This window comes from Paraburkholderia sp. TE9906 (assembly GCF_056279605.1).
Map to the genome: position 1 here is coordinate 1 of NZ_JBWCCT010000004.1, position 25,874 is coordinate 25,874.

20 protein-coding genes are annotated in these 25,874 nt (G+C 63.6%); 18 read left to right on the forward strand and 2 right to left on the reverse strand.

Annotation, left to right across the window (positions count from 1 at the left end; all coding sequences use genetic code 11):
- Positions 1-335: 335 nt before the first annotated feature.
- Complete coding sequence (locus ACZ9H4_RS10895; RefSeq protein ID WP_476119040.1) at positions 336-1,532, reverse strand: M20 aminoacylase family protein; 1,197 nt, start codon at positions 1,530-1,532, stop codon at positions 336-338.
- A 188-nt stretch (positions 1,533-1,720) separates the two neighbouring features.
- Between ACZ9H4_RS10895 and ACZ9H4_RS10900 the strand changes: the two genes are divergently transcribed.
- On the forward strand, positions 1,721-3,799 hold the full coding sequence (locus tag ACZ9H4_RS10900) for a molybdopterin-containing oxidoreductase family protein (RefSeq protein WP_476119041.1): 2,079 nt from the start codon (positions 1,721-1,723) through the stop codon (positions 3,797-3,799).
- A gap of 146 nt (positions 3,800-3,945) precedes the next feature.
- A complete protein-coding gene (locus ACZ9H4_RS10905; protein ID WP_408150321.1) occupies positions 3,946-5,619 on the forward strand; it encodes a long-chain fatty acid--CoA ligase in 1,674 nt (557 codons plus the stop codon).
- A 193-nt stretch (positions 5,620-5,812) separates the two neighbouring features.
- Here ACZ9H4_RS10905 and ACZ9H4_RS10910 read toward each other — a convergent pair whose 3' ends face one another.
- Positions 5,813-6,982, reverse strand: a complete 1,170-nt coding sequence (locus ACZ9H4_RS10910) for a porin (RefSeq protein ID WP_408150319.1) — start codon at positions 6,980-6,982, stop codon at positions 5,813-5,815.
- Between the two features lie 301 nt (positions 6,983-7,283).
- Between ACZ9H4_RS10910 and coq7 the strand changes: the two genes are divergently transcribed.
- The 16 genes from coq7 (at position 7,284) to ftsZ (ending at position 25,817) form a co-directional block, all read left to right on the forward strand.
- Positions 7,284-7,922: a 2-polyprenyl-3-methyl-6-methoxy-1,4-benzoquinone monooxygenase gene (coq7, locus tag ACZ9H4_RS10915; protein WP_408150317.1), complete on the forward strand. Its 639-nt coding sequence runs from the start codon at positions 7,284-7,286 to the stop codon at positions 7,920-7,922.
- A gap of 462 nt (positions 7,923-8,384) precedes the next feature.
- On the forward strand, positions 8,385-8,813 hold the full coding sequence (gene mraZ / locus ACZ9H4_RS10920; RefSeq protein WP_120289375.1) for a division/cell wall cluster transcriptional repressor MraZ: 429 nt from the start codon (positions 8,385-8,387) through the stop codon (positions 8,811-8,813).
- 15 nt (positions 8,814-8,828) lie between these two features.
- Positions 8,829-9,782 carry a 16S rRNA (cytosine(1402)-N(4))-methyltransferase RsmH gene (gene rsmH / locus ACZ9H4_RS10925; RefSeq protein WP_408150315.1) on the forward strand — a complete coding sequence of 318 codons (954 nt, stop codon included), beginning with the start codon at positions 8,829-8,831 and terminating at the stop codon, positions 9,780-9,782.
- Positions 9,779-10,129, forward strand: a complete 351-nt coding sequence (gene ftsL, locus ACZ9H4_RS10930; RefSeq protein ID WP_408150313.1) for a cell division protein FtsL — start codon at positions 9,779-9,781, stop codon at positions 10,127-10,129. The genes rsmH and ftsL overlap by 4 nt, the downstream gene beginning before the upstream one ends.
- Complete coding sequence (locus ACZ9H4_RS10935) at positions 10,126-11,991, forward strand: peptidoglycan D,D-transpeptidase FtsI family protein (RefSeq protein WP_408150311.1); 1,866 nt, start codon at positions 10,126-10,128, stop codon at positions 11,989-11,991. Before ftsL ends, ACZ9H4_RS10935 begins: the two co-directional genes overlap by 4 nt.
- Positions 11,988-13,535 carry a UDP-N-acetylmuramoyl-L-alanyl-D-glutamate--2,6-diaminopimelate ligase gene (locus tag ACZ9H4_RS10940; protein WP_408156781.1) on the forward strand — a complete coding sequence of 516 codons (1,548 nt, stop codon included), beginning with the start codon at positions 11,988-11,990 and terminating at the stop codon, positions 13,533-13,535. The genes ACZ9H4_RS10935 and ACZ9H4_RS10940 overlap by 4 nt, the downstream gene beginning before the upstream one ends.
- Positions 13,532-14,944, forward strand: a complete 1,413-nt coding sequence (locus ACZ9H4_RS10945) for a UDP-N-acetylmuramoyl-tripeptide--D-alanyl-D-alanine ligase (RefSeq protein WP_408150308.1) — start codon at positions 13,532-13,534, stop codon at positions 14,942-14,944. The genes ACZ9H4_RS10940 and ACZ9H4_RS10945 overlap by 4 nt, the downstream gene beginning before the upstream one ends.
- A gap of 17 nt (positions 14,945-14,961) precedes the next feature.
- Positions 14,962-16,131 (forward strand): phospho-N-acetylmuramoyl-pentapeptide-transferase, encoded by a 1,170-nt coding sequence (mraY, locus tag ACZ9H4_RS10950; protein WP_063497428.1) that lies wholly within the window; start codon positions 14,962-14,964, stop codon positions 16,129-16,131.
- 30 nt (positions 16,132-16,161) lie between these two features.
- Positions 16,162-17,676 (forward strand): UDP-N-acetylmuramoyl-L-alanine--D-glutamate ligase, encoded by a 1,515-nt coding sequence (murD, locus tag ACZ9H4_RS10955; RefSeq protein WP_408150305.1) that lies wholly within the window; start codon positions 16,162-16,164, stop codon positions 17,674-17,676.
- Entirely contained in the window at positions 17,673-18,950 is a 1,278-nt protein-coding gene (ftsW, locus tag ACZ9H4_RS10960; RefSeq protein WP_476119042.1) for a putative lipid II flippase FtsW, read from the forward strand. The genes murD and ftsW overlap by 4 nt, the downstream gene beginning before the upstream one ends.
- Positions 18,947-20,065, forward strand: a complete 1,119-nt coding sequence (murG, locus tag ACZ9H4_RS10965) for an undecaprenyldiphospho-muramoylpentapeptide beta-N-acetylglucosaminyltransferase (RefSeq protein WP_408150301.1) — start codon at positions 18,947-18,949, stop codon at positions 20,063-20,065. The genes ftsW and murG overlap by 4 nt, the downstream gene beginning before the upstream one ends.
- Positions 20,062-21,465: a UDP-N-acetylmuramate--L-alanine ligase gene (gene murC / locus ACZ9H4_RS10970; RefSeq protein WP_408156787.1), complete on the forward strand. Its 1,404-nt coding sequence runs from the start codon at positions 20,062-20,064 to the stop codon at positions 21,463-21,465. Before murG ends, murC begins: the two co-directional genes overlap by 4 nt.
- Before the next feature lies 1 nt (position 21,466).
- Complete coding sequence (locus ACZ9H4_RS10975; protein ID WP_476119043.1) at positions 21,467-22,420, forward strand: D-alanine--D-alanine ligase; 954 nt, start codon at positions 21,467-21,469, stop codon at positions 22,418-22,420.
- A gap of 24 nt (positions 22,421-22,444) precedes the next feature.
- A complete protein-coding gene (locus ACZ9H4_RS10980) occupies positions 22,445-23,197 on the forward strand; it encodes a cell division protein FtsQ/DivIB (RefSeq protein ID WP_168665836.1) in 753 nt (250 codons plus the stop codon).
- 27 nt (positions 23,198-23,224) lie between these two features.
- Positions 23,225-24,457: a cell division protein FtsA gene (ftsA, locus tag ACZ9H4_RS10985; RefSeq protein WP_007180311.1), complete on the forward strand. Its 1,233-nt coding sequence runs from the start codon at positions 23,225-23,227 to the stop codon at positions 24,455-24,457.
- A 157-nt stretch (positions 24,458-24,614) separates the two neighbouring features.
- Complete coding sequence (gene ftsZ, locus ACZ9H4_RS10990; RefSeq protein WP_408150294.1) at positions 24,615-25,817, forward strand: cell division protein FtsZ; 1,203 nt, start codon at positions 24,615-24,617, stop codon at positions 25,815-25,817.
- Positions 25,818-25,874 lie beyond the last annotated feature (57 nt).

Below are 25,874 nucleotides of genomic sequence, written 5' to 3' on the forward strand. Positions count from 1 at the left end.
GTGCGGATTGCCCGTGTGAAAGTAGGTAATCGTCAGGCTCCCTAGCAGCAACAGAAACCCCACCCCCAAAAGGTGGGGTTTCTGCGTTTACGGCGTGGGAGCGGACGCGGGAACAGCGTCGTGCGGACTAACGGAAAAAGACCGGGCGGCGGCTTCGCCCGTACGCTCCACACCCGTACCTCAGCGCTTCCCGATCCGCAGCGCGTCTGCATACACCAGCAGTGCTAAATGGCGCGAGTACATTTCCCGCAAATCACATTACCAACGCCATCACGCGCCCGCTCGGCAGCGCAATCCAAGCGGCGCTGCACAAACGCCGCCTCACATCACGACCGCTATTTTCCTTGCGCCAGAAACCGGTGTGCCAGACGAACCCAATACGTCGACCCGATTGGCAATAACTCGTCGTTGAAATCGTAACTCGCGTTATGCAGCATACAAGGGCCGGCTCCATGACCGGCATCCCGATGGCCGCCGTCGCCGTTGCCCAAAAATGCGTAACAACCCGGCTTCGCCAGCAGCATGAACGAGAAGTCCTCGGCGCCCATTGTGGGCTCAACTGCGTCGTCGACATTCTCTGCCCCAACGACCTCCTTCATAACCGAAGCTGCAAAACGTGCTTCTTCGCCACTGTTGATAGTCGGCGGATAATTTCGATGAAAGTGGATCGTGACGGAACAATCGTAAGCGTCGGCTGTACTTTCAGCGATCTTGCGCATGCGCGCTTCGATCAGATCGAGTGTTTCAGTGGTGAATGTCCGAACCGTCCCGGCGATCCAGGCATCATTTGGGACGACATTGACCGCGTCGCCGGCGTGAATCTGGGTAATGGACAGGACTGCAGTATCGAGCGGCTTTTTGTTCCGCGTGATGATGCTCTGCAGCCCGTTTGCGATCTGCACCGCTGTAAAGACGGGATCTCGGCCGTTGTGCGGGAGCGCCGCGTGCGAGCCCACGCCTTTAATTTCGATACGGAACTCGTTGCTCGATGCCATGATCGGGCCTTCGGTCACGCCGAAGTGCCCCGCCGGCATTCCCGGCCAGTTATGAATGCCGAACACCGCATCGACCGGAAACTTGACGAACAGACCGTCGTCGATCATCGCCAGGGCGCCGGCACCGCCTTCTTCAGCCGGCTGGAAAATGAATACGATCGTGCCATCGAATTCGCCGTGTTTGACCAGATGCCGCGCGGCCCCGAGAAGCATCGCGGTATGTCCGTCATGGCCGCATGCGTGCATTTTGCCGTCGTGTTTCGACCGATGATCGAAGCTGTTCAATTCCTGGATCGGCAGCGCGTCCATATCAGCGCGCAGGCCAATGGCGCGAGAACTATTGCCACGCTTCAAGATGCCGACCACGCCGGTTTTGCCTAATCCTCGATGAGTCTCAATGCCCCAGGACTCAAGCGTTCTGGCAACGAGATCTGCAGTCGAAGTCTCTTCGTAACGCAGTTCAGGGTTGGCGTGAATTGTTCGTCGAAGGGTCTGGATTTCGCCGTGAGCGGCCTGGATTTCTGGGATCAGTTTCATGATGGAGTGATATTGCGCTTGTGCTTTGACTTGCGTTGGATCGCTCGGGGTCAAATCGACCCGGGCACGGTGATAAACGATTCTACGCCGAAGGCAATTTTGGCGGCACCATCCAGGCTAACTGCCGATGGACGTAATAAAATCCCGCTCACCTCACCGCTTACTGCTTCTTCGACGAATCTCCGACAATGAACGCCCCGACTGAATTCGCTCGCGCCGTGTGCCCGCACGATTGCCCTGACACTTGCGCGATGCGTGTGACTGTCGAGAATGGCCGGGCGATCAAGATTGCCGGTGATCCCGAGCATCCTCCGACGCAAGGCGCGTTGTGTACCAAGGTCAGCCGCTATGCGGAGCGTGTGTACCATCCGAACCGGCTAACCACGCCGATGAAGCGTGTCGGCCGCAAAGGCGAGGGCCGCTTCGAGTCGATCACCTGGGACGAAGCGCTAGAACTCGCGGCCACCCGTCTATCGGAGATTGCGCGCCGTTCGCCGGAGGCGATCTTGCCTTACAGCTATGCCGGCACGATGGGGCTGGTGCAGGGCGACAGCATTGCGCAGCGGTTCTTTCACAAGCTCGGCGCCTCGCAGCTCGACCGCACGATTTGCGCGGCGGCCGGCGCAGCCGGCTTGAAGTACACGTATGGCGCGGGCATCGGCATGCTCACGGAGTTTTTCGCCGAGAGCGAGGTGATCCTGATCTGGGGCGCGAATCCCATCGCATCGAATTTGCACTTTTGGACCCGCGCCCAGGAAGCCAAGCGTCGTGGCGCGCGTCTGATTGCGATTGATCCGTACCGTTCGCTGACGGCGGAAAAATGCCACCAGCACATTGCACTGAAGCCCGGCACGGACGGCGCTCTAGCACTCGGCATGATGCACGTGCTGATCACGGAGAACCTGCTCGATCACGCTTACATTGCGGCTCACACACTGGGCTTCGCGGAACTGAAGGCGCGTGCGCTCAGTTATCCGCCGTCGCGCGTCAGCGAGATTTGCGGTATCGAAGAGTCGGTGATCGTCGATCTTGCGCGACTTTACGGCAGTACGAAGAAGGCCGCGATTCGCATGAACTACGGGTTGCAGCGGGTGTGCGGTGGCGGCAACGCCGTACGCGCGATTGCTTGCCTGCCGTCGCTGACGGGCGCATGGCGCGAAAGAGCGGGCGGAGCGTTGCTTTCATCGGGAGGCTGGGCACCGGTCGATTCGCATGCGCTGCAGCGTCCGGACCTGATGCCGGGTTGGCCCGCCAAGCCAAGCCGCGTGATCAATATGAACGCGATTGGCGACGCGCTGCTGCATCCGGGCGACGCCGCGTTCGGCCCCAAGCTCGAAGCCATCGTCGTCTACAACTCGAATCCTGTTGCGGTCGCGCCGGACTCGGAGCGGGTCGCGGCGGGTTTCGCGCGCGAAGACCTGTTCACGATCGTCCTCGAGCATTTTCAGACTGACACTGCGGACTATGCCGATCTGCTCCTGCCCGCGACGACGCAGCTCGAACATCTCGACGTGCACAAGTCGTACGGTCACACGCATGTGATGCTCAACTTGCCGGCGATCGCCCCGGTCGGTGACGCACGTCCGAACACGGAAATCTTCCGTGGCCTCGCACGCCGGATGGGTCTCGACGAACCGGCGCTGTTCGAAAGCGACGAAGCCGTCGCACAGGCCGCCTTCCGCTGGCAGGACGGCACGCTGGACGACGCTGACTGGGAGACGCTGAAGAAGGTCGGCTGGGCGAAGCTGAATCTGCCCGACGCGCCTTTCGCCGACGGTGGCTTCAGAACGCCGTCCGGCAAATGTGAGTTCTACAGTGAGCGCCTCGCGCAACAAGGCCTGGATCCGTTGCCCGACTATCTGCCGCCCTACGAATCCGCCGACGGTGCGCCCGAACTCGCCGCGCGTTACCCGCTCGCGATGATCTCGCCGCCCGCCCGCAATTTCCTGAACAGCACGTTCGTCAATATCGAGAGCCTGCGCGCGACGGAAGGCGAGCCGCATCTGGACATCCATCCTGTGGATGCGCACGCGCGGGGCATCGTCGACGGTGTTCAGGTGCGCATCTTCAACGATCGCGGCTCGATGCAAGCGCGCGCCCGCGTCACCGACAAAGCGCGCGAAGGGCTGGTCGTCGGCCTCTCCATCTGGTGGAAAAAGCTTGCGCCAGACGGTCGCAATGCGAACCAGGTGACGAGCCAGGCGCTCACCGATCTGGGCGGATCCGCCACTTTCTACGACTGCCTCGTCGAAGTCGAGCGTGTCTGAGACCCGCTAGCAATCCCTGCAGCGCTCGCCTCCCGCGGGTTGGAGGCTATCGTCTAACCCGGCCGCATTTCGCGAATAGCGACGAGGTGCCCATGCTACGATGCATTTTTAGCACGACCATTCGAAAATAAATCAGGAGACGCTGCATGGACAAAATCTGGCTGAATTCCTATCCGCCCGGCGTTCCCGCAGACATCGACGCAACGCGCTATTCATCGGTTGCCGAGCTGCTCGAAGAGGCCTTTCGCGAGCATCGCGCCAAACCGGCATTCGTCTGCATGGGCCAGGAGATCAGCTACGGCGAGCTCGACGCGCTTTCGCGCAAGCTCGCTGCGTGGTTTCAGGCGAAGGGCCTCGCGCGCGGCGCGCGCATCGCGATCATGATGCCGAACGTGCTGCAATACCCGGTCGCGATTGCCGCGATTCTGCGAGCGGGTTACGTGGTCGTGAACGTGAACCCGCTGTACACGCCGCGCGAACTCGAACATCAGTTGAAGGACTGCGGCGCGGAAGCGATCATCCTGCTCGAAAACTTTGCGGTCACGCTGCAAGCGATCGTGCGCAATACCTCGGTCAAGCACGTCGTTGTGGCGGCGATGGGCGATCTGATGGGCATCAAGGGCACGCTGGTCAACTTCGTCGTGCGCAAGATGAAGAAGATGGTGCCGGTGTGGAATCTGCCGGGTCACATCAGATTCAACACTGCGATCTCGGAAGGCGGGCGCCAGCACTTCAAGCCGGTGCCACAAGGTCCGGACGACGTCGCATTTCTCCAGTACACAGGCGGAACGACCGGCGTGGCCAAGGGCGCGACGTTGCTGCATCGGAACCTGATCGCCAATGTCTTGCAGTCGGAAGTCTGGCTCAATCCGGTTCGCGAGAACCGTCCGGACATCGATCAGTGCATCACCGTCGTAGCATTGCCGCTCTATCACGTGTTTGCGCTGACCGTATGCGGGCTGCTGACGATCCGCACCGGCGGCCTTGGCGTGCTGATTCCGAATCCGCGCGACGTTCCCGGCATGATCAAGGCGCTGCAAGGTTATGCGATCACGACGATCCCCGCCGTCAATACGCTGTACAACGCGTTGCTGAACAGTCCGGACTTCCACAAGCTCGACTTCTCGAAACTGCTCACCGCGAATGGCGGCGGCATGGCCGTGCAGGAGGCGGTCGCTAAACGCTGGTACGAGTTGACGAATACGCCGATCGTCGAAGGTTACGGGTTGTCGGAGACGTCGCCGTGCGTGACGTGCAATCCGGTGACCGTCACCGAATACAGCGGGACGATCGGTTTGCCGCTACCGTCCACGGACGTGTCGATTCGCGACGACGAAGGCAACGAAGTGCCGCTCGGTCAGCCGGGCGAAATCTGCATTCGCGGCCCGCAGGTGATGGCCGGCTACTGGAACCGGCCAGACGAAACCGCCAAGGTGATGACGCCGGACGGTTTCTTCAAATCGGGCGACGTCGGCCTGATGAACGCCCACGGCTTCGTGAAGATCGTCGACCGTAAGAAGGACATGATTCTGGTGTCCGGCTTCAACGTATACCCGAACGAAATCGAGGACGTGGTCGCCAAGTTGCCGGGCGTGTTCGAAGTCGCCGCGGTCGGCGTGCCGGACCAGCACTCGGGCGAGGCCGTCAAGCTGTTCGTCGTGAAGAAGGACGAGGCGCTGACCGACACGGATATCTTCGCGTACTGCAAGACGCAATTGACCGGCTACAAGCGGCCGAAGATCGTCGAATTCCGCGCGGAACTGCCGAAGAGCAATGTCGGCAAGATTCTGCGCCGCGAGTTGCGCGACGGGCGGGCATAAGGCGACCATCAAGGCGCCTGATTTGGCACGAAGCTGACGCAAGCTAATGCATAGCGAAAGAGAAAGCCCCGCAGACGAAGGTCTGCGGGGCTTTCTCTTTCGCCATCACATCGCACCACGCAACACAGCGCAATCCGCCATAAAAAAAGGCGCCCGAAGGCGCCTTGGAGGCAAACTGCTTTTTTACGACTTATTAGAACTTGTGGCGGATGCCGACGCGAGCCGCGAACTGGTTGTTGCTCGTCGAACCCGTCAGGCCGTTGATGCCTGCCGTTGCGTCGACCGGAGCGCCAGCCTGGTTGAGCGTTTCGCCCAGAGCATGCTGGTACACGCCGATCACGTAGACATCGGTACGCTTGGACAGGAAGTAATCCACGCCCACCGAGCCTTGGTGGTACTGAGCGCGGTCCGCACCGTTGATTTCCGCGCCGCGCGTGTAGTCATACGCTGCGCCGACCAGCAATGCCGGGGTCAACTGATACTTGAAGTTGATTTCGCCGTTGTTGAACGTAGCCGACTGGCCAGTGACCTGCGACGCGAACGTCTTGCCGAGGTTGGCGAAGCGGATGTTCGAGTACGTCAGGCCGATCGTTGCCGCGCCGAACGTGTATGCGCCGCCCGCACCGATCACCTGGTACGTGTTAGCCGACGTGAAGCCACCGTAGATCGGGTTCGTCACTGCAGCACCCGCTGCCGTCGTGGTGCCGCCGTTGTTGAACAGGCCGCCCGTCGCTGCCGGCGTGCGTGCGTTCAAGTAGCCGACGCCCAACACGAGAGGACCGTTGTTATAGCCAGCACCCAACGACCAGATCTGGTTGCCGGTGAAGTTGCCTGCCTGGCCACCAAGGCTGTACGTGCCGCCGAACGTCAGGCCGCCGTAGTTCACGCTCGTGAACTTGACCGTGTTGTTGGTGCGGTATGCGTTGTTGAAGTTGTCGATGTCGCCCGGGTGAGCACCGATGTAGCCGCCCCATTGGTCGCCCGATTCCAGCGGACCGACGTAGTCGACGACGGAGTCGTACTGACGACCCAGCGTGACCGTGCCGAACTGGCTCGACAGGCCGACGTAAGCTTGACGACCGAACATCAGGCCGCCTTGACCCAGCTTGCCGTTGGTCACGTCAAAACCGTTTTCCAACACGAAGATTGCCTTCAGACCGCCGCCCAGATCTTCCGTGCCGCGCAGGCCGAAACGCGAGCCTTGCATCACGCCGCTGGACATGTCGTACTTGTGGCTGCCGTTTGCGTTGGTATTCATGTTGATACCAACGTCAATAATGCCGTACAGGGTCACGCTGCTCTGAGCATGTGCGACGCCTGCGAATGCGCCCAGTGCTGCAAGAGCGAGAAGCGACTTTTTCATCGAATGATCTCCAAGGATTACGAATCTTTTGTACAAGGCGAATATTTATCTAGCGTTGAGGCCTTGCTGTCTAACTTCGCGAGAAGTTGCACGTAATGTAACAAAAGGCATACATGGCACAAAGAAAAAGGAGATAGCCAGGAACGCTCCTGTTTCGTTTACGCAACATGGTCTAAAATCGAAAATTGGCCGGTTGATTCATGTGGATTCGCGCTCGCCGCGAAATCGGTTTTGCGCCGTAAAGCCTTGTCGCGCGGACCCGCCGGTTCGAGAAAGCGGTTGTTGAATCAGGGAGTGCTTAATGTTTCTGGACGAGTTGATTAGCGAGTTTGATCGGGGTTTACGCTCAATGACGGGCGTATCGCGGATGAGTCGTCCGTTACCGGTTCCGCAAGAATCGGCGGTGACGGCGCAGGTGCCCGAACTGTCACCGGCGGAGCGTGCGCACGCGGCCGGATTGATGCGCGTGAATCATGTCGGCGAGGTATGCGCGCAGGCGCTGTATCAGGCCCAGAAACTCGCGACCCGGTCGCCGTCGTTGCGTGCCGTGTTCGATCACGCCGCCGTTGAGGAAGAGGATCACCTCGCGTGGACCGCCAAACGTCTCGAAGCGCTCGACTCGCGTCCCAGCCTGCTGAATCCGCTCTGGTATACCGGGGCGCTGGCGATCGGCCTCGCGGCGGGGCGTCTCGGCGACCGCGTGAGTCTCGGCTTCATGGCTGAAACCGAGCGCCAGGTGGAGCAGCATCTCGACAGCCATCTGGATCACCTGCCCGCTGCGGACCACGAGTCGCGCGCAATCGTCGCGCAGATGCGCGCGGACGAAATGGCGCACGGCAAGGCGGCCATGGATGCCGGCGGCGTTGAGTTGCCGTTCCCCGCGCGCGCGCTGATGCGTGCGGCTTCGAAAGTCATGACTCGCACTGCCTATTACATATAAAGGCGCGGCCACCGCGCACTCGCTTCCGAAAGTGGGACGGCGCCTCGCGCGCCGTCCGCCGCAGGTCCCCGAATCGCCCTCTGCTATCTCTTAATTCCCCGCCGCGATCTCTTTCATTCCGTACTGTTCCCTCAGACTTTTCACGTATCACCTTCACAAGTTGCACTAGCTCATTCATTTATAACGGTTTTCCGTTTTATGTCTGATGTGAAGTAGTCGCGCTAAGTCCTTGTTCTAACAAACAAAATTCGCTCGAAAACCGGCTAGCTCCCTTGACCCCTGTTTATCGTTACTCTAAAGTGGGAGACAGTGTGAGAAAGTGTATTTTTGTGTGATCTCACGGGCGGTTTGGGGTAGATTTTCACGAATCGGACAGCGGGCACAAAAGTGCCGAGAGCAACCAGTTGTATGGGAGCGGAGTAGGCGCTAAAGCGCCAACTCCGGTCGACAGGGGAGAACGAAGTGTTCCAAGGGGCGTCGGCGCTGACGCTCGATGCGAAAGGGCGGATGTCGATTCCCTCTCGCTATCGGGATGCGCTGCAAACACAGGCAGAGGGCCGGGTGACGATCACCAAGCACCCGGACGGCTGCCTGTTGCTCTTTCCTCGCCCTGAATGGGAAATCTTCCGCGACAAGGTCGACAAGCTGCCGATGAACGCGGCCTGGTGGAAGCGCATTTTTCTCGGCAACGCAATGGATGTGGATATGGACGGCGCAGGCCGCGTGCTCGTGTCGCCGGAACTGCGCACGGCCGGTGGGCTGGAGAAAGAAGTGACCTTGCTCGGCATGGGGCGTCACTTCGAGTTATGGGACGCACAAACCTACGCCGCGAAGGAACAGGCGGCGATCGCCGAGGGCATGCCCGAAGCGTTGAAGAATTTCACGTTCTGATCGCGGCTTACATATATGGCACCTGCGATGGGAAACGAATTGCAGCATCGCACGGTGCTGCTGGATGAAGCGGTCGATGCGCTGGTCACACGCGCGGACGGCGTGTATGTGGACGGTACGTTCGGGCGCGGCGGTCACAGTCGCCTCGTGCTGGAGCGGTTGAGCGAGTCGGGGCGTCTGATCGCGTTCGACAAGGACCCGCTCGCCATCGCCACGGCGCAGAGAATCGCGGATCCGCGCTTTGGCATCGTGCACGAGAGTTTTGCTTCACTGCGCACCGCGATTGCGGAGCGCGGGGTAGGACGGGTGTCGGGGGTTTTACTGGATCTGGGCATATCGTCGCCGCAAATCGACGATCCGGAGCGGGGCTTCAGCTTCCGCGCCGACGGCCCGCTCGACATGCGGATGGACCCGACGCGCGGCGAGTCCGCGGCTGACTGGCTGGCGCGGGCCACGGTGCAGGAACTGACGGAGGTGATACGAGATTATGGGGAAGAACGGTTTGCTTTTCAGATTGCAAAGGCGCTTGTTGCTCGCCGGGCAGAGTCCGACCGTCTTGGGCCTCTCGTCAGCACGGGCGAGCTTGCCCAAATCGTGGCTAACGTCGTCAAAACCCGTGAGAAGGGCAAGGATCCGGCAACCCGCACCTTTCAAGCTATACGGATTCACATCAATCAAGAGCTTGCGGAGCTGCAAGTCGTTTTAGAAGCAGCGTTGTCGCTGTTGGAGCAAGGGGGGCGGCTGGTGGTCATCAGCTTTCATTCGCTCGAGGACCGGATCGTCAAGCGATTCATGCAGGCGCACGCCAGTGCGCCTGCGGTCGATCGCCGTCTGCCGATCCGCGCCGTCGATCTGCCGAGTCCCCCGCTCAAAATCATCGGCCGCGTGTTTGCGAGCGACGCTGAAGTCGCCGCGAATCCGCGTGCCCGTTCTGCCGTGATGCGTGTGGCGGAGCGGATCGCGCCATGAATCGTCTCAACATCTTCCTGCTGATCATCGTGATGGGTTGCGCCTTGTCGGTCGTCAATGCGACCAATCAGCAGCGCCAGATCTTCATCCAGTTGCAGCGCGCTCAATCGCAGGAGCGCCAGCTGCAGCAGGACTATTCGCAGCTTCAGTACCAGCAGAGCGCGCTCTCGAAGACCTCGCGCATCGAGCAGCTCGCCACCGCTTCGCTGAAGATGCAGTCGGTCACGACCGGCCGCACGCAATATCTGACGCTCGATCCGGGCGCCGCGCGCGCCGAAGACGCGCCGATTCCGACCTCCGGTCCGGCGTCCGCGCCGGCGGCGACCCGTCGCGGAGGCGTGCGATGAAAAAATCGTCAGCTCGCAAGAGCGTCGCCTTTTCGGCCAATCCGATCCTGTCCGTGCGCTTGCCGATGTGGCGCTCGAAACTCGTCGTGTTCCTGCTGTTCATGGCGTTCGTCGCGCTGGCCGCGCGCGCCTTCTGGATTCAGGGGCCCGGCAATGCGTTCTACCTGAAGCAGGGTGAAATCCGCTATCAGCGCCGCCTCGAATTGCCGGCCACGCGCGGCAAGATTCTCGACCGCAACGGGCTCGTGCTCGCCACGAGCCTGCCGGTGCGTGCGATCTGGGCGATTCCCGAATCGGTGCCGGACGACCTCGGCGCGGACAAGCTGAATTCGCTCGGGCAATTGCTCGGCATGACGAACAAGGAACTGCGCCGCAAGCTGTCGGAGGACAAGAACTTCGTCTACGTGAAGCGCCAGGTGCCGGTCGACGTCGCCGCGAAAGTGACGGCGCTGGACATCCCCGGCATTTATGCGCGCGACGAATACAAGCGTTTCTATCCGGAAGGCGAGATCACGGCTCACCTGATCGGCTTCACGAACGTCGAGGACGAAGGCCAGGAAGGCGTCGAACTCGGCGACCAGAAGCTGCTCGCCGGCATGTCGGGCAGCCGGCGCGTGATCAAGGACCGCATGGGCCACATCATCGAGGATGTGGACGAGCAGGTCGTGCCGCACAACGGCCAGGACGTCGATCTGTCGATCGACAGCAAGATCCAGTACATCGCGTACACGAACCTGAAAGCGGCCGTCGAAAAGTTCAAGGCGAAGGCCGGCGCGGCGATGGTGATCGACGTGCGCACTGGCGAAGTGCTCGCGCTCGTCAATTATCCGACCTACAACCCGAACGATCGCTCGCACCTGACCGGCGACCAGTTGCGCAACCGCATCCTGACCGACACGTTCGAGCCGGGCTCGATCATGAAGCCGTTCACGGTGTCGCTCGCGCTCGATCTGCACCGCGTGACGCCGACTACACTGGTAGATACGGGAGGGGGCCGCTTTGTGCTCGATGGCGCACCGATTACCGACGACAGCGGCTTCGGCGTGCTGACGGTGGGCGGCGTGATCCAGAAGTCGAGCAACATCGGCGCGACGAAGATCGCGATGCAGCTCAAGCCCGAAGAGATGTGGAACATGTACACCAGCATCGGTCTCGGTCAGGCGCCGAAGGTCGGTTTCCCCGGCGCGGCGGCGGGCCGTCTGCGTCCGTGGAGAAGCTGGCGCCGCATCGAGCAGGCGACCATGTCGTACGGCTACGGCCTGTCGGTGTCGCTGTTCCAGCTGGGCCGCGCGTACACCGCGATCGCGCATGACGGCGAGATCATGCCGGTGTCGATTTTCCGCACGCCTGGCGACCAGCCGGCCACCGGCCCGCAGATCTTCGCGCCGACCACCGCGCGTGAAGTGCGCGCGATGCTCGAAACCGTGACGGCGCCCGGCGGCACGTCGCCCGATGCGGCGGTGCCGGGTTATCGCGTCGGCGGCAAGAGCGGTACCGCGTACAAGCACGGTGCGCACGGCTACGACCACTCCAAATACCGCGCATCGTTCGTCGGCATGGCGCCGATGCCGAATCCGCGCATCGTCGTGGCCGTGTCGGTCGACGAACCGACGGCGGGCAGCCACTTCGGCGGCCAGGTGTCGGGCCCGGTGTTCTCGGGCATCGTCGGCGATACACTGCGCTCGCTGAACGTGCCGCCGGACATGCCGGTCAAGCAGATGGTCGTGTCCGACGATTCGGCGCCGCCCGCCCCCGGCGCGCCGGCTACGCCGCCGGGCGCCAAGAAGATTTCCACCAGCGCCGGCGCGAAGAAGATGACGATTTCCGCCAGCGCGAAGAGCCACCCCGGAGTCGAGCGATGAGCGCGCTGCGTAAAAAGCATCCAGCGCACCGGCAGATCGCCGACGCCCTGACCTGGCTGCACGCTCACGTGCAGCCAGACGCGCATCTGCATGCCGACACGCGCTCGCTCGCGGCTGGCGACGTGTTTTTCGCCTACGCGGTGGAGGGCGCGGACAACCGCCCATTCATCGACGGCGCGATCGAGCGTGGCGCAGCTGCGGTGCTGGTTCAGCCCGAAGGCTTTGGCGGCACGATCGATCCGTCCATCACGCTCGCCGTGCCGGCGTTGAACGAACTCGCCGGTTCGATTGCGAGCGGCTGGTACAACGATCCGAGCGACAGCATGCTGACGGTCGGCATCACCGGGACGAACGGCAAGACCTCGTGCAGCCAGTGGATCTCGGCGGCGCTGACCGCGCTCGGCCAGCGTTGCGCGATCATCGGCACACTCGGCACCGGTTTGCCGGGTCAGCTCGTGCACACCGGTTTCACGACGCCCGACGCGCCGCAACTGCAGCGCAGCCTCGCGCAATTGCGCGAGGCGGGCGCGCAGGCGGTGGCGATGGAAGTGTCGTCGCACGCGCTGCATCAGGAGCGCGTGAACGGCACCGCGTTCGACATCGCCGTGTTCACGAATCTCACGCAAGACCACCTCGACTATCACGGCACGTTCGACGCCTATGAGGCCGCGAAGGCGCGTCTGTTCGCGTGGCCGGACCTGCGCGCGGCCGTGATCAATCGCGACGATGCCGCCGGCCGCCGCCTGCTCGCCAGCACGCGGGGCCAAGCGCGCACCCTTGCCTACGGACTCGACGCCGCATTGCAGGACGCGCCGCAAGCCGACGCGTTGCTGCTCGCCTCGAACGTACGCGCAACCGCCACTGGTACCGCATTCCAGCTGACCACGTCGGACTGGGGCAACGCCGAAGTCGAAGTGCAAACGCTCGGCGCGTTCAACGTCAGCAATCTGCTCGGCGTGCTCGGCGCGCTGCTCGCCGCCGACGTGCCGTTCGACGCCGCGCTCGCCGAGCTCGCGAAGCTCGAATCGGTGAACGGCCGCATGCAACGCCTCGGTGGTCGCCTGCAAAACGACGAACCGCTCGTTGTAATCGATTACGCACACACGCCGGACGCGCTCGAAAAAACGCTGGACGCGCTGCGCCCGATGGCGGCCGCGCGCGGCGGCGAACTGATCTGCATGTTCGGCTGCGGCGGCGACCGCGACGCGACCAAGCGTCCGCTGATGGGCGCGATCGCCGAGCGATTCGCGGACGCCGTCGTCGTGACCAGCGACAACCCGCGCAGCGAAGACCCGCAGTCGATCATCGAACAGATCGCCGCGGGCATGAAGGACGCGTCGAAGGCGCGCCGCGTCGAGGACCGCGCGAGCGCGATCCTGCAAGCGATCCGCGGCGCCGCGCGCGAAGACGTCATCGTGCTGGCCGGCAAGGGGCATGAGGCAACACAGGAAATCATGGGCAAGAAACGCGCTTTCTCCGATCAGGACCACGCCCGCCTCGCGCTCGCCGCGCGGGCGACGCACGCACGCGGAGGTGGCGAATGAGCATGTTCACGCTGCGTGACGCCGCCGCGCTGATTCCCGGCGCAACCGTGCTCGGCGACGACGGCGTCGCCTTCGAACGCGTGTCGACCGACAGCCGCAGCGCCGGCCCCGGCGATCTGTTCGTCGCGATCAAGGGCGAGCGTTTCGACGCGCACGACTTCCTGCCGGAAGTCGCGGCGCGCCACGTCACGGCCGCGCTCGTCACGCGCACGCCGGACGGCTGGAACGTGCCCGCGATTCGCGTGGCCGACACGCGCGTCGCACTGGGCGCGCTCGCCCGCGGCTGGCGTCGCCAGTTCGGCATGCCGCTCGTCGCGGTGACGGGCAGCAACGGCAAGACCACGGTCAAGGAAATGATCGCGTCGATCTTCGCCGCCGCCGTCGGCGATCACGCGCGTCTCGCAACCGCGGGCAACTTCAACAACGACATCGGTTTGCCGCTCACGCTGTTCCGTCTGCACGCCGCGCATCAACTGGCGGTGGTCGAACTCGGCATGAACCACCCGGGCGAAACCTCGCTGCTCGCAAAAATCGCCGAGCCGACGGTGGCCGTGGTGAACAACGCGCAGCGCGAGCATCAGGAGTTCATGGCGACCGTCGAGGCGGTCGCGCTCGAACACGCGAGCGTGATTCACGCACTCAAGCCCGAAGGCGTCGCGGTTTTCCCGGCGGACGACGCCTACGCGAGCATCTGGCGCGTGGCCGCAACCGGCAACCGCATCATCGACTTCGCGTTGAACAACGATGGCCGCGCGACCGAAGCGGCGGTCACGGGCACGTTCGACGGCAAGCAACTGAGCATCGACACGCCCGAAGGCCATCTCGACGTCACGCTGCAAGTGCTCGGGGACCACAACGCGCACAACGCGTTGGCCGCAACGTCCGCCGCGCTGGCAGCGGGCGTGTCGCTCGACGCGATCAAGCGCGGCCTCGAATCGTTCGGCGCCGTGAAAGGGCGCTTGCAGGTGAAGCAGGCCGTGCTCGGCACGCTCGCCGGCGCCACCGTGATCGACGACACCTACAACGCCAATCCCGACTCGATGCGCGCCGCGATCGACGTGCTGGCCTCGCGCGCCGCACCGCGCGTGCTGGTGATGGGCGACATGGGCGAAGTGGGCGACAACGGTCCGGCGTTCCACCGCGAAATCGGTGCGTACGCCAAAGAGCGCGGCATCGACGCGCTGTACGCGATGGGCGACGCTTCGCGCGACGCCTGCACCGCATACGGCGCGGGCGCGCATCACGTGGCCGACGTCGGCGCGTTGATCGCGCAATTGCAGCAGGCCGGTTTCGGCGCTGCCGCAACGTTTCTCGTGAAAGGCTCGCGCTTCATGCAAATGGAGCGCGTGGTGGACGCCGTAACGAGTCCACAACCCAACGCTGCGGGCTCGACGCCCGCCGCACATTGAAATAGAAGGACCGAAGCATGCTACTGGCGCTGGCGCAATGGCTGCAGAATGACGCAAGCTTCTTGCGCGTGTTCAGTTATCTGACTTTCCGTGCGGTGATGGCGACCATCACCGCGCTGCTGATCGGGCTCGTCTGCGGCCCGGCGGTGATCCGCAAGCTGACCGCGATGAAGGTCGGCCAGGCCGTCCGCAAAGACGGCCCGCAGACTCACCTCGTCAAATCCGGCACGCCGACCATGGGCGGCGTGCTGATTCTGCTCGGCATCGCCGTGGCCACGCTGTTGTGGGCCGATCTGACCAACCGCTTCATCTGGATCGTGATGCTCGTCACGTTCGGCTTCGGTGTGATCGGCTGGGTCGACGACTATCGCAAGGTGGTCTACAAGGACCCGCGCGGCATGTCCTCGCGCGAGAAGTATTTCTGGCAGTCGGTGATCGGTCTGTTCGCGGCGGTGTATCTCGCGTTCAGCGTCTCGGAAGCGAGCAATGTGCGCGTGTTCGATCTGTTCATGGCGTGGGTGCGCAGCGGCTTGTCGATGGGCTTGCCCGCGCGCGCCGACCTGTTGCTGCCGTTCGTCAAGTCGATCAGCTATCCGCTCGGCGTGTGGGGCTTCATCGTACTGACGTATCTGGTGATCGTCGGCGCGAGCAACGCGGTCAATCTCACCGACGGTCTGGACGGTCTCGTGATCATGCCGGTCGTGCTCGTCGGCGCATCGCTCGGCGTGTTCGCGTACGTGATGGGCAGCTCGGTCTATTCGAAGTATCTGCTGTTTCCGCATATCGCCGGTGCCGGTGAATTGCTGATCTTCTGTTCGGCGATGGGCGGCGCGGGGCTCGCGTTCCTCTGGTTCAACACGCACCCGGCGCAGATGTTCATGGGCGACGTCGGCGCGCTCGCACTCGGCGGCGCGCTCGGCACGGTCGCGGTGATCGTGCGTCAGGAAATCGTGCTGTTCATCATGGGCGGCATTTTCGTCGCGGAAACGCTCTCCGTGATGTTGCAGGTCACGTGGTTCAAATTCACCAAGCGCCGTTTCGGCGAAGGACGGCGTCTCTTCAAGATGGCGCCGCTGCATCACCATTTCGAACTGTCGGGATGGAAGGAAACGCAGGTGGTCGTGCGCTTCTGGATCATCACGTTGATGTTGTGTCTGTTCGGTTTGTCCACGCTCAAACTGCGTTAAGCATTAGTCGAAGTTAAGGGAAAGCAAGCGATGTTCGGCGAGAAGTTTCGGGATCGGCAAAAGCCGATGGTGCTCGTGCTGGGACTGGGTGAATCCGGTCTCGCGATGGCGCGCTGGTGCGCGCGGCACGGCTGTCGGCTGCGTGTGGCCGATACGCGCGAGGTGCCGCCGAACCTGTCCGCGCTGGAAGCGCACGGCGTCGACGCTGACTTCGTCGGCGGCCCGTTCTCGACGGTGCTGCTCGAAGGTGTCGAACTCGTTGCTATCAGCCCGGGCCTGTCGCCGCTCGCCGCCGATCTGTTGCCGCTGATCACGGCGGCGCGTGAGCAGGGCATTCCCGTGTGGGGCGAACTCGAGTTCTTCTCGCAGGCGCTGAAGACGCTCGGCGAAAGCGGCTACGCACCGAAGGTGATCGCGATCACCGGCACCAACGGCAAGACCACGACCACGAGCCTGACCGGCCTGCTGTGCGAGCGCGCCGGCAAGAAGGTCGCGGTGGCCGGCAACATCAGCCCGGCCTTGCTCGACAAGCTCAGCGAAGCGATCGATCACACCGCGCTGCCCGACGTGTGGGTGCTCGAACTGTCGAGCTTCCAGCTGGAAACCGCGCACACGTTTTCGCCGGATGCGGCAGTCGTGCTGAACATCACGCAAGACCACCTCGACTGGCACGGCGGGCTCGACGCGTATGCGGCGGCGAAGGGCCGCATCTTCGGTACACAGACCGTGCGCGTGCTGAACCGCGACGACTCGCGCGTGATGTCGCTCGCACCTTCGGGCGACAGCGAAGCGGACACGATCACCTTCGGCGTCACTGAGCCGAAGAATGACGGCGACTACGGTTTGCTGCGCGACAACGGCATGATCTGGCTCGTCGAAGCGCACGATCGCGACCCGAGTGATGAGCCCACGCCGAAGCGCCGTCGCAAGAACGAAGTGGCGACGCCGCCGGCCATCGCGCTCAAGCGTCTGATGCCCGCCGACGCGTTGCGCATTCGCGGCCTGCACAACGCCGCTAACGCGCTGGCCGCTTATGCGCTGGCGCGTGCGATCGGCTTGCCGGGCGCGCCGTTGCTGCACGGTCTGCGTGAGTACCACGGCGAGCCGCATCGCGTGGAGTTGATCGCGTCGATCGACGGCATCGACTACGTGGACGACAGCAAGGGCACCAATGTCGGCGCGACGGTGGCCGCGCTCGACGGCCTCGCGCAGCGCGCGGTGCTGATCGCCGGCGGCGACGGCAAGGGCCAGGCGTTCGAACCGCTCGCCGCGCCGGTGATGCGCTGGTGCCGCGCGGTGATGCTGATCGGCCGTGACGCGCCGCTGATTCGCGCGGCGCTCGAACACTGCGGCATCGCCATGACCGATCACGCGACGCTCGAAGAAGCGACGCGTGCCGCCGCCGCGCTGGCCCAACCGGGCGACGTCGTGCTGCTGTCGCCGGCTTGCGCGAGCTTCGACATGTTCAAGGGTTATGCACACCGTGCCGCCGTGTTTCGCAGCACGGTGGAAGACATCGCGGCCGAACGGGGGACGATGATATGAGCTGGTCGGAACGTTTCGGTTCTCGCCAGGCGGCTGCCGGCGATGCGGGCGGCTCGGGTGGAGCGGCGCGCATGGCGGGCCGCACGGCCGGCAGCGGCCTGGCGAGCGCCGTCAACGGCGTGCGTCCGCTGCGTTCGCGGATGCTCGACTACGATCACTCGCTGCTGTGGGTCGTGGTCGCGCTGCTCGGACTCGGCGTCGTGATGGTGTATTCGGCGTCGATCGCTATGCCCGATTCGCCGAAGTACGCGTCGTATCGCGACTATGCATTCCTCGTGCGCCAGATCATTTTCGTGACGATGGGCGCGGTAATCGGCGTCGTGTCGTTCCGCATCCCGATCTCGACGTGGGACAAGTACGCGCCCAAGCTCTTCCTGATCTCGCTCGTCGCGTTGGTGATCGTGCTGATCCCGCACGTCGGCAAGGGCGTGAACGGTGCGCGCCGCTGGATTCCGCTCGGCATCACGAACATGCAGCCGTCGGAGATCATGAAGCTCGCGGTGACGATCTACGCGGCGAACTACACGGTGCGTAAGCAGGAATACATGCACAGCTTCGCCAAGGGCTTTCTGCCGATGGCGGTGGCGGTTGGTCTCGTCGGGGCGTTGCTGCTGCTCGAACCGGACATGGGCGCGTTCATGGTGATCGCGGCGATTGCGATGGGCGTGCTGTTTCTCGGCGGTGTGAACGGCAAGCTGTTCGGCGGCCTGGTCGCCACGGCCGTGGGCACGTTCAGCTTGCTGGTGTGGGCGTCGCCGTGGCGTCGCGAGCGGATTTTCGCGTACCTCGATCCGTGGGATGACCGTTACGCGCAGGGCAAGGCTTATCAATTGACGCACTCGCTCATCGCGTTCGGGCGCGGCGAGTGGTTCGGCGTGGGCCTCGGCGGCAGCGTCGAGAAGCTCAACTACCTGCCGGAAGCGCATACCGACTTCATCCTCGCGGTGATCGGCGAGGAGTTGGGTTTCGTCGGCGTGCTGGTCGTGATCCTGATGTTCTACTGGATCGTGCGCCGCTCCTTCGAGATCGGCCGTCAGGCGCTCGCACTCGACCGCACGTTCGCGGGCCTGGTTGCGAAGGGCGTCGGCATCTGGTTCGGCGCGCAGACCTTCATCAACATGGGCGTGAATCTCGGCTTGCTGCCCACTAAAGGTCTCACGCTGCCGCTCGTCAGCTACGGCGGCTCGGGCATTTTGCTGAACTGCGTGGCGGTCGCTGTGTTGATGCGCGTGGATTACGAGAACCGTGTGTTGATGCGTGGGGGCAAAGTATGACCGCTCTCCACCAACGCACGCTGATGGTGATGGCCGGCGGCACCGGAGGACACGTGTTCCCGGGTCTCGCGGTCGCGCATCTGATGCAGGCGTGGGGCTGGAAGGTCGTGTGGCTCGGCAATCCCGCGGGCATGGAAGCGACGCTGGTGCCGAAGCACGGCATCCCGATGGAATACGTGCGCTTCGGCGGACTGCGCGGCAAAGGTCTCAAGACCAAGCTGATGCTGCCGCTGAATCTGCTGCGCGCGTGCACGCAGAGCCTCTCCGTACTGCGCCGCGTGAAGCCGGACGTCGTGCTCGGCATGGGCGGCTACATCACGTTCCCGGCTGGATTGATGACCGCGTTGAGCGGCCGTCCGCTGGTGCTGCATGAACAGAATTCGATCGCCGGTCTCGCGAACAAGGTGCTCGCAAAGCTCGCCAAACGCGTGCTGGTTGCGTTTCCGAATGCGCTGCCGCACGGCGAATGGACCGGCAATCCGATTCGTGAGGAACTTGCGCGCGCGATTGCACCCAAAGCACGCTACGCACAACGCACGGGTCCGCTGAATGTGCTGGTGGTGGGCGGCAGTCTCGGCGCGGCGGCGTTGAACGAAGTGGTGCCGCGCGCGGTCGCGCTTCTCGCGCCGAACGAACGGCCGCGCATCGTGCATCAGGCGGGCGCGAAGCATATCGACGCGCTGCGCGAGAACTACGCGGCAGCGGGTCTGCAAAGCGGAGCCGAGGTCGAACTCGTGCCGTTCATCGACGACATGACGAGCGCGTACGCGAAGGCCGACCTCGTGATTTGCCGCTCCGGCGCGATGACGGTGTCGGAGATTTCGGCGGTGGGCGTGGCGGCGTTCTTCGTGCCGTTCCCGTATGCAGTAGACGATCACCAGACCACCAATGCAGCGTTTCTCGCCGATCACGGCGCGGCGCTAGTCGTGCAGCAACGTGACCTGTCGGCGGACACACTCGCCGACTGGTTGCGCAGCCAGACGCGGGAAACTCTCGCGGACATGGCGGAGCGTTCGCGCTCGCTCGCGAAACCCGACGCCACGGAGCAGGTCGCGCAGATTTGCGCGAGCGTGGCGGGTTCGATTTCGGGCGCGAGCCCAGAAGGACAGCAATGAAACATATCGTCAAACACATTCACTTTGTCGGCATCGGCGGTGTCGGCATGAGCGGCATCGCGGAGGTGCTGGTCAACCTGGGCTATCAGGTAAGCGGCTCGGATCTGTCGAGCAACGCAATCACGGATCGCCTCGCCGCGCTCGGCGCGCGCATTGCGATCGGTCACGCGGCCGAGAACATCGAAGGCGCGAACGCGGTGGTGGTTTCCACGGCTGTGCGCAGCGACAACCCCGAAGTGCTGGCCGCGCGTCATCGCCGCATTCCGATCGTGCCGCGCGCGGTGATGCTCGCGGAACTGATGCGCCTGAAGCAGGGCATCGCGATTGCCGGCACGCACGGCAAGACCACGACCACTTCGCTGGTGGCGAGCGTGCTGGCCGCGGGCGGGCTCGATCCGACCTTCGTGATCGGCGGGCGGCTCATCAGCGCGGGCGCGAATGCGCGACTCGGCACGGGCGACTTCATCGTCGCCGAAGCGGACGAGTCGGACGCGTCGTTCCTGAACCTGTTCCCGGTGATCGAGGTCATCACGAACATCGACGCCGATCACATGGACACCTATGGCCACGACTTCGCGCGGCTCAAGCAGGCGTTCATCGAGTTCACGCACCGTCTGCCGTTCTACGGCATCGCAGTGCTGTGCGTCGACGATCCGAACGTGAAGGAGATCCTGCCGTTCGTGTCGAAGCCGATCATCCGCTACGGCCTTGCGCCGGACGCGCAGGTTCGCGCGGTGAACGTTCAGGCGCGCGACGGCAAGATGCATTTCACTGCGATGCGCGAAGACGCGGCGCCGCTCGACATCGTGTTGAACCTGCCGGGCGAGCACAACGTGCAGAACGCGCTGGCCGCGATTGCGATCGCGACTGAACTTGAAGTGAAAGATGCCGATATCCAGCGAGCGCTCGCGGATTTCAACGGCGTGGGCCGGCGCTTCCAGCGTTACGGCGAAGTGCCGGTGGCAACGGAGGGCAAGGTCGCGGGCGCGTACACGCTGGTCGACGACTACGGTCATCACCCGGTCGAGATGGCGGCCACGGTGGCGGCGGCGCGCGGCGCGTTTCCCGGCCGGCGCCTGGTGCTGGCGTTCCAGCCGCACCGCTTCACGCGCACGCGCGATTGCTTCGAAGATTTCGTGAAGGTGCTGTCGACCGTCGACGCGCTCGTGCTGACCGAAGTCTATTCGGCCGGCGAAGCGCCGATCGTCGCCGCGGACGGCCGCGCGTTGGCGCGCGCGCTGCGGGTGGCGGGCAAGGTCGAGCCGGTGTTCGTCGATACGGTGGATGAAGTGCCGGACGCGCTCGCAGCATTGGTGCGCGACGGCGACGTGGTGATTACGATGGGCGCGGGTTCGATCGGCGGTGTGCCGGGTCGTCTCGCGCAGGAACTGAAGGTGTGAGATGAGCAGTAATAAATCGGGCGAACTCGCCAAACAATTCGGCAAAGTGGCAGTGCTGCTCGGTGGAGATTCCGCCGAGCGAGAGGTATCGCTCAACTCCGGACGTCTCGTGTTGCAAGGTCTGCGCGACGCGGGCATCGACGCGCATCCGTTCGATCCGGCCGAGCGTCCGCTCGCCGCGTTGAAGGAAGAAGGCTTCGTGCGCGCGTTCAACGCGCTGCATGGCGGCTACGGCGAGAACGGCCAGATCCAGGGCGCGCTCGACTTCTACGGCATCAAGTACACCGGCAGCGGCGTGCTCGGCTCGGCGCTGGGTCTGGACAAGTTCCGCACCAAGCTCGTGTGGCAGCAGCTCGGCATTCCGACGCCGCCGTTCGAAGCGGTGCTGCGCGGCGACGACTATGACGCGCGCGCGAAAGAAATCGTCGCGAAGCTCGGCTTGCCGCTCTTCGTGAAGCCGGCGAGCGAAGGTTCGAGCGTCGCGGTGATCAAGGTGAAGAGCGCGGACGCATTGCCGGCCGCGCTGATCGAAGCGGTGAAGTACGACAGGATCGTCGTGGTCGAAAAGAGCATCGAAGGCGGCGGCGAATACACCGCGTGCATCGCGGGCGACCTGGACCTGCCGGTGATCCGCATCGTGCCGGCCGGCGAGTTCTACGACTACCACGCGAAGTACATCGCCAACGACACGCAGTACCTGATTCCGTGCGGTCTGGCGGCGGACGAGGAAGCGCGCCTGAAAGTGCTGGCGCGCCGCGCGTTCGACGTGCTCGGCTGCACCGACTGGGGGCGCGCCGATTTCATGCTCGACGGCGAAGGCAATCCGTACTTTCTGGAAGTGAACACGGCGCCTGGCATGACCGATCACTCGCTGCCGCCGAAAGCGGCGCGCGCGGTGGGCATCAGCTATCAGGAACTGGTTGTCGGCGTGTTGGCGCTGACGCTGCAGGACTAAACGGGGCGACCCGAAAGCAACACCATGTGGAACAACGTTCGCCAGCTCAATCTTGCCACCAATGCATTGCATGTGTTGCTGGTGCTCGTGCTGCTGGCGGCGGGCGGTTACTGGCTGATCCAGCGCCCGAATTTCGCGCTGCGCGAAATCCAGATCGACGGCGACACCGAGCACATCAATTCGCCGACGGTGCGCGCCGGCGTAGTGGGGCGGTTGAAGGGCAACTTTTTCACGGTCGATCTCGACGTCGCGCGCCAGGCGTTCGAGCAGATGCCGTGGGTGCGTCACGCGAGCGTGCGGCGGGTCTGGCCGAACGCGCTGGCTGTCACGCTCGAGGAGTACAAACCGCTGGGAACGTGGGGCAGCGATCAGCTGGTCAGCGTCGATGGCGAGCTGTTCACCGCGAACCAGGGCGAGCTGGAAGAAGATCTGCCCGCGTTCGACGGCCCGGACGGCACGGCAAAAGAGGTGGTCGCGCGTTATCACGACTTCCAGAAGTGGTTTGCGCCGTTGGGCGCGACGCCGGACGAAGTGACGCTGTCGCCGCGCTACGCGTGGACGGTGAAGCTGTCGAACGGCACGCAGGTTGAACTTGGACGCGAACGCAATCAGGACACGCTGCTCGATCGCAGCAAGCGCCTGACGGCGGCGTGGAGCGCGGTGACGCAACGTTGGGGAAAGGATATCGAGTATGCGGACTTGCGCTATCCGAACGGTTTCGCGATTCGCGCGGCTGGCATGCGCTTTATCAGCGAACCCGACAAGGGCAAGAAGTAAACGGACATCACACGCAATGAGCACGCTATGAGTAAAGACTATAAAGATCTGCTGGTCGCCCTCGACATCGGGACGTCGAAGGTCGTGGCCATCGTCGCCGAGTTGAAGGGCGAAGGTCACTACGAGGTGATCGGCCTCGGCCAGAGCGAATCGAAGGGGCTCAAGAAAGGCGTGGTGGTGAATATCGAAGCCACCGTGCAGTCGATTCAGCGCGCCCTCGAAGAAGCCGAGCTGATGGCCGACTGCAAGATCACGAATGTGTTCACCGGGATCGCCGGCAGCCATATCCGCAGCTTCAATTCGAGCGGCATGGTGGCGATCAAGGAGAAGGAAGTCACGCAGACGGACGTCGCCCGCGTGATCGAAACGGCCAAGGCGATCAACATCCCGACCGATCAGCAGGTGCTGCATATCCTCACGCAGGAATTCATCATCGACGGTCAGGAAGATGTGCGCGAGCCGATCGGCATGAGCGGCATTCGCCTCGAAGTGAAGGTGCACATCGTCACCGGCGCGGTGAGCGCGGCGCAGAACATCGTCAAGTGCGTGCGCCGTTGCGGGCTCGAAGTGAACGATCTGATTCTGCAGCCGCTCGCGTCGTCGCTCGCGGTGCTGACGGAAGACGAGAAGGAACTCGGCGTGGTGCTGGTCGATATCGGCGGCGGCACGACTGATATTGCGATTTTCAGCGAAGGCGCGATCCGTCATACGGCGGTGATTCCGATCGCCGGCGACCAGATCACGAGCGACATCGCGATGGCCTTGCGCACGCCGACGCCGGACGCCGAAGACATCAAGGTCGATTACGGCATCGCCAAGCAGGCCTTGGCCGATCCGGACGAGATGATCGAAGTGCCGGGTCTCGGCGAGCGCGGTCCGCGCACGCTGTCGCGCCAGGCGCTGGCGGCGGTGGTCGAGCCGCGCGTCGAAGAACTGTTTTCGCTCGTGCAGCAGGTGGTGCGCGAGTCGGGTTACGAGGAACTGCTGAGCTCCGGCGTGGTGCTGACCGGCGGCGCGTCGATGATGCTCGGCATGGTCGAACTGGGTGAAGACATTTTCCTGAAGCCGGTGCGCATCGGCGTGCCGGAATACGCGGGCGGTCTCGCCGACGTCGTGCGCAATCCGCGCTATTCGACGGCGATGGGCCTGCTCGTCGAAGGACGCTCGCAACGCATGCGCGGCCGCAAGGTCGCGGTGCAGTCGGGCTCGATGGGACAGGTGTTCACGCGCATGAAGGACTGGTTCCTCGGTAACTTCTGACGCAACGGTTTTGCTGCACAGATTTAGCTGAACGGGTTTCGAACGGGTTCTAAAAAATACGCGCTGGTGCCGGCGGCCGGCGCGCGACAGGCGGTTGCCCGATCTCCTGCCGAATAACGGCCGAGTGGCTGTAATTTTTTATCTTGACGGAGGCAACATGGAATTCCAGATGCTGGAAACCGAAACGAACGGCACCATCATCAAGGTGGTCGGAGTAGGTGGCGCTGGCGGCAATGCCGTTCAGCACATGATCAACAAAGGCGTGCAAGGCGTCGACTTCATCGTGATGAACACGGACGCGCAGGCACTGTCGCGTTCGCGCGCCACCGCGGTGATCCAGCTCGGCAACACGGGTCTGGGCGCGGGCGCCAAGCCGGAAATGGGCCGCGCCGCAGCGGAAGAAGCCCGTGAGCGCATCGCCGACGCACTGCGCGGCGCACACATGGTCTTCATCACGGCCGGCATGGGCGGCGGCACGGGCACGGGTGCAGCGCCCGTGGTCGCGCAGATCGCGAAGGAAATGGGCATTCTGACCGTCGGTGTGGTCAGCAAGCCGTTCGAGTTCGAAGGCGGCAAGCGCATGCGCGTCGCTGAAGCCGGTTCGCAGCAACTGGAGGATCACGTCGATTCGCTGATCGTCGTTCTGAACGACAAGCTGTTCGAGGTGATGGGCGACGACGCCGAGATGGACAAGTGCTTCCAGTGCGCAGACGATGTGCTGAACAACGCAGTGGCCGGTATCGCGGAAATCATCAACGTCGACGGTCTGGTGAACGTCGACTTCGAAGACGTGAAGACGGTGATGGGCGAGCAAGGCAAGGCGATGATGGGCACGGCGACGGTCGCCGGCGTCGATCGCGCGCGCCTCGCCGCCGAGCAGGCTGTCGCCAGCCCGCTGCTGGAAGGCGTGGATCTGTCGGGCGCGCGTGGCGTGCTGGTCAACATCACGTCGAGCCGTTCGCTGCGTCTGTCCGAAACGCGCGAAGTGATGAACACCATCAAGAGCTATGCTGCAGAAGACGCAACCGTGATCTTCGGCGCGGTGTACGACGATGCGATGGGCGACGCGCTGCGCGTGACGGTCGTGGCAACGGGTCTGGGCCGCGCGGCGAAGAAGCAGCAATCGGCACCGATGACGCTCCTGCGCACCGGCACCGACAACCAGCCGATCGGCGCGATGCAGCACGCAGCGTATGCGCCGTCGGCGTCGCACGCGAGCACGGCCGATTACGGCGCGCTGGACACGCCGGCAGTGTGGCGCACCTCGCGCGATACGGCCGCTTCGCATGTGCAGGCGTTGCAGGAAAAAGGCGTCGACACGTACGACATTCCGGCATTCCTGCGCAAGCAGGCGGACTGAGCGCGCGAGCAGGCTTTCGTTGCCGCGCTGTCTTCAGCAGCGCTGGCCGACGAATGC